Source organism: Mesorhizobium sp. M7A.F.Ca.US.002.01.1.1 (assembly GCF_004022955.1).
Lineage (GTDB): Bacteria > Pseudomonadota > Alphaproteobacteria > Rhizobiales > Rhizobiaceae > Mesorhizobium > Mesorhizobium ciceri.
In genome coordinates, this window is sequence record NZ_RZQE01000381.1 from 1 (window position 1) to 5,854 (window position 5,854).

3 protein-coding genes and 3 pseudogenes are annotated in these 5,854 nt (G+C 57.9%); 1 reads left to right on the top strand and 5 read right to left on the bottom strand.

The window, feature by feature from the left end; translation table 11 throughout:
• Nucleotides 1-902, top strand: a pseudogene (locus EN932_RS38090) (hypothetical protein); the annotation flags it as partial.
• 181 nt (nt 903-1,083) lie between these two features.
• Here EN932_RS38090 and EN932_RS27205 read toward each other — a convergent pair.
• The 5 genes and pseudogenes from EN932_RS27205 to EN932_RS38095 form a co-directional block, all read right to left on the bottom strand.
• Nucleotides 1,084-1,310: pseudogene (locus tag EN932_RS27205) on the bottom strand (integrase); the annotation flags it as partial.
• Nucleotides 1,311-1,634: 324 nt separating this feature from the next.
• A complete protein-coding gene (locus EN932_RS27210) occupies nt 1,635-2,531 on the bottom strand; it encodes a hypothetical protein (RefSeq protein ID WP_128337888.1) in 897 nt (298 codons plus the stop codon).
• Complete coding sequence (locus EN932_RS27215) at nt 2,532-3,722, bottom strand: ATP-binding protein (RefSeq protein WP_245483332.1); 1,191 nt, start codon at nt 3,720-3,722, stop codon at nt 2,532-2,534.
• Between the two features lie 450 nt (nt 3,723-4,172).
• Nucleotides 4,173-5,348, bottom strand: a complete 1,176-nt coding sequence (locus EN932_RS27220; RefSeq protein WP_128337886.1) for a DUF2235 domain-containing protein — start codon at nt 5,346-5,348, stop codon at nt 4,173-4,175.
• A gap of 288 nt (nt 5,349-5,636) precedes the next feature.
• Nucleotides 5,637-5,854: pseudogene (locus EN932_RS38095) on the bottom strand (hypothetical protein); the annotation flags it as partial.

Sequence of the window (5,854 nt, forward strand, 5' to 3'; positions counted from 1 at the left end):
GCTTCGGCGTGTGGTCCGCGACAAAATCCGCTGTTGCGCGAATGGCCATGCTTCGGATGGCGGCCAAGTACGGCGATCAGATCTTCACCATGAAGATTGACGATCTCCTGCCTGAAGCGAAACGCTTTCTGGCATGGAAAGACGTCACGCTGGGCAGCGCACTCAATATGGCGACCGGTGTCGGAAACGGGGCCGGGAAGCCGGAAGCGAACATCGGTGACGAGCCTTACGATGATTCATATATGGCATTTTACAACGATGGCGATTTCACATCGAAACTAGAGAAGGCGCTGGCACGCCGCAGATCCTATGGCTGGGGTATCGACAGGTTTGTTCGCTACAGAGACGAGGATTACTTCGTCTTGGTTGCGGCCTTGGATAGTCTACTTAAAGAGAAGGAAGGCGCTGACAAAGATATCGTATCGATGCTACGACGGGAAGTGTACGAAAAAATCAGGGTCTATGACCTGCCGGTGGCAACCACGTTTGGTGTAAAAAAGCAGCCGCTTGCGTTCGAGGGGCTGTATGCGACCATCGACGACCTCGTAAAAATTGCCGAGCTCTTTCAAAATGATGGCGCAGTTTCAGGGAGCCAAGTTCTTAGCCAGCAGAAGACCCAAGAGGGTTTGACGAACCATCACAAGTGGGGCTTGACAACAGGCCGTCCAACCGGCCTGGGCCAGAGATACTTTAGTTCTTTCTGGATCGATGACTTCTCCTTTGATGGGTGCAGCGGAAATTTCGCACGGTTCATGGGTTACGGCGGACAGGTTGTTGCAATCCTCCCAAATAAGCTGATCGCTGTCCGACTATCATCGGCGCCCACAGACGACGAGAGCGTGAGTGATTTTTCCGGCCTGGTTCAGGCGTCTAATGCTGTCGCAAAAGTCTGCAACGACTGACAAATGCTAGCAGCATGGAAACACCGCTCACCTGTCTTTTCACGATGCTGGTATGAAACTACGATGAGGGCTTTGAAGGGTTAGACAGCCTGAAGTCGGAAATTGTCGAGCGCTTTGTCGAGACGATAGGAGTCGAATCACCGCTCGACCTCACCGCGACGAGAGTTGGAAAGGCGATCTCGATGTGGCGCTCAACGCGCCCGACATCGGTGGAGATTGTCGTGGGCTTCTTTGGCCATCCTCTTTTCCCGAGCCGAGCCCATTCTTGAGATCTTCGAGATAACGGGTGTAGAGCTCCTTGACGGTGATCGCCTCGCGATCGAGCTTGCGCTCTTCAGCGGGGTTGCCGCCCCTTGCAACCTGACCCAACAGGACTTTCGCCTCGCGCCTGGCTTCCGCACTATCCATTCTCCGAAGGCAGAGGTCACAAATTCGAGTCTGCAATTCGCAAAGTGTTCGGGGGTTCGAGTCGGGAGAGCGCTACCGCCTTTCCCCCCACTCAGCCTCGCCGCATTTCGCACTTCGTTGCCGCGCGTAGGCGTAGTCACTTAGCTCACAGCTGGCATCATGTGACGGCGCTTCGTCGCGTCATGTAGGACGACGCTTCTGTCTAGCAGATTATTGACGTCCTAGAAGTGTGCCCCGCCATGTTGGAAGGTCATAATCCGAGCGAGGCAGGCGCAGAAGCGACACCGCCATCGAAAGCCTGGGACAGCTTGCGGCCTGGCCCCGTCAGCCCAGTTTGGGCCCCCTCTTCATTCGATTGTCGTTGATGAATTCCTCGGCCGCCACGTAGTAGTCCCAGGCCTTTTGCGGATCTGTCTGGAGCAGTCGCAGGAAAGACCTTGCGCATGCGGCCTGAGCGCCAGCGGTCGAGATCATGTCCTGGATTCTTCTCCTCGCGATTTCGACACGATCCGATTTGGAACTCGTCTTCGTTATCTCCACGGCATCAAAGAGTGCATAGATCGTTCGAAAGCGATCCTCCCAGAGTTCCTCGCGCTGATTGAGCGCGAAGAAATCTATGGTGACCCTGCCGCGGCGGTGCGCATGGCCATCCTCCTGGGCGGGCAACGCGACCAGGCCCTCGAAGGTGATTAGCGATTCGGGATCTTCATCTGCTTCGCCCAAAGGGAAAACGAGGTAGGGCTGTTCGACAGCATTGAGTTCGGCCGCAGTGTTGGCTGCAGCGCCTCTTGCACCTGCGATCGGGAAGTAGTTTGACTTCCGCGCCGTGTTGCAGGCCTTGCAGGCAGCAGCGTAGTTGGAGAGATCGTACGCGAGCCAGTAATAGCCGCTACCAGTGCCTCCGGTATTAAACGCGTAGGTAGGCTTCTTGGCCTTGTTGGGCCAGGCCTTTACTTCATTCTTGGGCCTGAAATGCTCGACGTCCTGCGTCGCCTTGCCAGCGAACTCTCCTCCGAGGGGGAACTCGCAGAACGCGCACTTATTGGACTGCAAGCGCATGAAGATTGCCTTGATGTCGCTCCAGGAAGGCGCACCCTTGCTGAAAGCCCCGGCTGCGACGATCAGGGCGGTTCTCGTCGCGGCATCCGTGCGCCAGGCGGGCTTTTCAGCATCGACCAGGGTGCAGACATTCGCCAGTGTCGCATCCGCGTAGCGAATCATTCACTCCTCCGCCATCGAAGAGGGCTTCAGCCAACTCGGCATCTCGCGCTGCTCGGCAGATCGAGCTGCCTCCGTCGCGCCGCTGCCTCGCGCCGCCTGGCGCATGAAGTCGAGCGCTGCATCCCTGTCGCCACCCGTGGCAGCCTCCGCGAGCTTGTCCAGTTGCGCGCGAAATGCAGGAGCGCGAGTGGAATCGAGGCCGAACATGTCGGACCTTAGGATCTGGTCCGCGGTCTTCCCGTAAATCTCCTCGTCCGGTCGCGCCATCCTCGCCGTTCCGTTGGCGCCCGTCTCGACGTGGATGATGTTGGCACGCTCGAGGGATCCGACCACCAATGGGCTGTGTGAGGTGAAGATGAACTGCAGATTTGGGAGGGCGCGGGCAAGCACTGGGATCATCGTCTGCTGCCATTCCGGGTGGATGTGCAGGTCGATCTCGTCGACCAGCACGACGCCCTTGTTGTCCACCAGCCGTTTGCCGCTCGGGCAGCCCATGCACACATGATACAGAAGGTCGCCAATCCACCCGATGAAGGCCTTGAACCCGTCCGACATCGCGCTGAAGGGAACGAGGTTCCGTCCAACCTCGAACAGATACTCACCACGTTCGATTCGGCCCGTGAACTTGATGTGCTTCAACGACAGCTTGTTGATGAGCGCCACGACCTGCTTATAGCGCCCCGGGTTCTTCGATTGCCATTCCGGGAGCCAGCTTGAGAGCGGGCGCAGCGTGAAATGGTCCTCGAAGAGCGAGGCTATGCGCTCGTATCTGAGTACTCGAGTGCGCGATCGAAGCGCCTCATCGACTTGAGCGTTGGTCTCCACTCTGCGGGTGGCTCCATATCCCACCATCAGGAAGGCTGGCGACTGATCCTTGAACATGCCTTCCCACAACGGGTCCGGATGCTGAACCGCTTTCAGGACCTCAAGGTCGCCCCGGCGCTCCACGGTCGCCCCGATTTCCCGGATGACCTCCGCCCGGTTCTTGGGACCGTCAATATCCTGCGGATGCACCACGACCTCCGCCTCGATAGAGGCGGTCTTGGGCGCATCACCCGACGCCACGCGACGAATCAAGGCATAGGGTCGGAAGCCCGAGGATTCGGATACGACAGGGGACATTGCCGCCAACGCGATCGCGTCGAGCATGGTGCTCTTGCCTGCGCCGTTGATCCCCAGCAGCACGTTCACGTTCGACAGCTTGGGCGGCCAGTTTGGAAAGCCCTTTCGGAATGGGCCGTCGCACTCTCGACCAGGATAAACGAGATCAAGCCGTCCTTTGGCGACCGATCGTAAGTTCGACACTTTCAAGCTTCTAACGTACATGTCGCGACCATCTCCAACGTGGATCGGACCATATCACGAAAAGGCGGAGGGGAGTGGGTTCGCTGTCTGCATGGTCGAGTGGCGGAGCGATCGCGCTCCAGGACCAGTTCTAAACCGTAGTCTATCATGAGTGCCTCAACGAAGCCGCCCGCCCTTTATCGAACCAGACTCCCTTGCGCGCATCGAAAAGGTCGGAAGGTTCAAGTTCGTAATTCAAGTCGCCCGATGAAGGAGCGGTGATGGAGGTAGTCGCAGCGGATTTCCGAGGTGGTCTAACCGCTGTGTCGTCTTTCGTTCAACAATGGCCACGTCACGTCAGGGCTTAGCCGGTCTAGGAGGCGCGCCATTGCCGGGAAAACAGACATTTACCGGCCGGTAGCTGGCCAAGCGATTGCGCCGGTCCTCTACCGAAGGATGGATATTGAGGTCGTCGGGCAACCTGCGAGGCTCGCCCCACGGCAGATACAAACGGAAGAGGGAGCGCCGTTTCCATTCCCGCCATTTCAGGCTTTTGGGTAGAAGTTCAAGAATCCACCACCCCCAAGTCAGCGAATTGTGCAGCTCGCCTGTGGCGTCGGGCGGGACATAGGCATGTTTGCCGCCGGTCAGGACCTTCCCGTCGACAAGGTGGTCGTACATTGCGACATCTATCTGCAAGCCTTGGGCGGCTGCCTCGGTGATAAGCCAGGCCAACGGGAATTTGGAAAGGCCGCTTTCGGACTCAGGATAGCCTCCGCCGATGTCAGAATGCACACCCGCAAATGCCATCTGCAAGGTGTCCTGTGGAACGTCGCTCGGTGGATCGGCAAAGGGGACTGGCACGTAATTTTGTCCTGGTTCCCAACGGTTCAGCCGGAACATGCGTCGTCGCTCGTCGATCGCAACCGCGTGCCGGAAGCACCGCACGCTAGGGTTCTTGCGTGTGAACGGCAGCGTGCGCAGGCTAGGCAGGTAGAAACGGTCCCTGCGCGGCACAATCATCGAGGCCACCGTTTCCCACACGCCGAGGAAATGGATCCTGGCGCGCCGCGTGCCCATGATCCGTCCGAAATCCCATGCAAGGTGAAGGTTGTTCTGTTCGCTGGCCCGCTTGTATGCGGTTAAGGCATAGGTCGCGACGTTGAGCTGCTCGGGTCTGAGGAGACCCGCCATGTGGATCAATCCTGCCAGAGCACGCACCGTGTAGGAGCCGCGGCTGAACCCGAACAGGAAAAGCTTATCACCGTCCTCATAGCGCTGACACACAAACCGGTAGGCATCCATGATGTTGTCGTCGAGACCATAGCCCGTCGCCAGGCCGAAAATCCCTTTGGCGTTCTGGAGAACGTTGTTCCATTCGCTGCTCAGGCCAATCGTGCCGACACCCGGATTGTAGTAGACGATCTGCTCGTCGTTTTTTTGCGCAATCCGAAACAGCTTGAGAACATTAGACAGGTCCCCTTCGACCTCGTTGCCGGTGCCGTCGCAGCAAATGACGATGTTCTTTTTCATCCAAAGACCTCGATCGCTTCATGCCGAATCTGGGCGCCTGGCAAGGCTTCAGCCAAACAAATTCCACTGAACGCTCCGGCCACGGCCGCCGAAAACCCCTGCCTTTTACAAGCGTCCAGTGGAGGGGATCGCCCTTCGCTGCGCGTCCAGGCAGTTATCGGAGCTTCAAACCCCTTGCGTCATTTCCGCCTTGTTTTTGGCGCATCCGGAGTACTTCGGATTGCAAAAGGCTTGGGACCAATTCCAGATCTTCTTTTACGGTAGTGCTGACATGCTGAAAGGAAGCCGTCAGCGGCTGATGATGGCCGATTGAATTTGCCCGAGATTGAGCTGGTTTAGGATATCCTTAAGCCGCTGATTATCGGCCGGTGAAGCTTTTTCCCCCTTTTTGGGCGGTTTTCCTGGCGCAAAGCCAAAGGTTATCTTGTCCGTATTGATGCGTTGGAGCAGCGCCAAAGACCCCGGGCCTTCAAAATGGGTGAGCTCGATACGGACGCCGCGCAGGC

Coding starts and splice junctions, on each gene's coding strand:
- EN932_RS27210 (WP_128337888.1), bottom strand. CDS start 2,531: ATGATTCGCTACGCGGATGCGACACTGGCGAATGTCTGCACCCTGGTC.
- EN932_RS27220 (WP_128337886.1), bottom strand. CDS start 5,348: ATGAAAAAGAACATCGTCATTTGCTGCGACGGCACCGGCAACGAGGTC.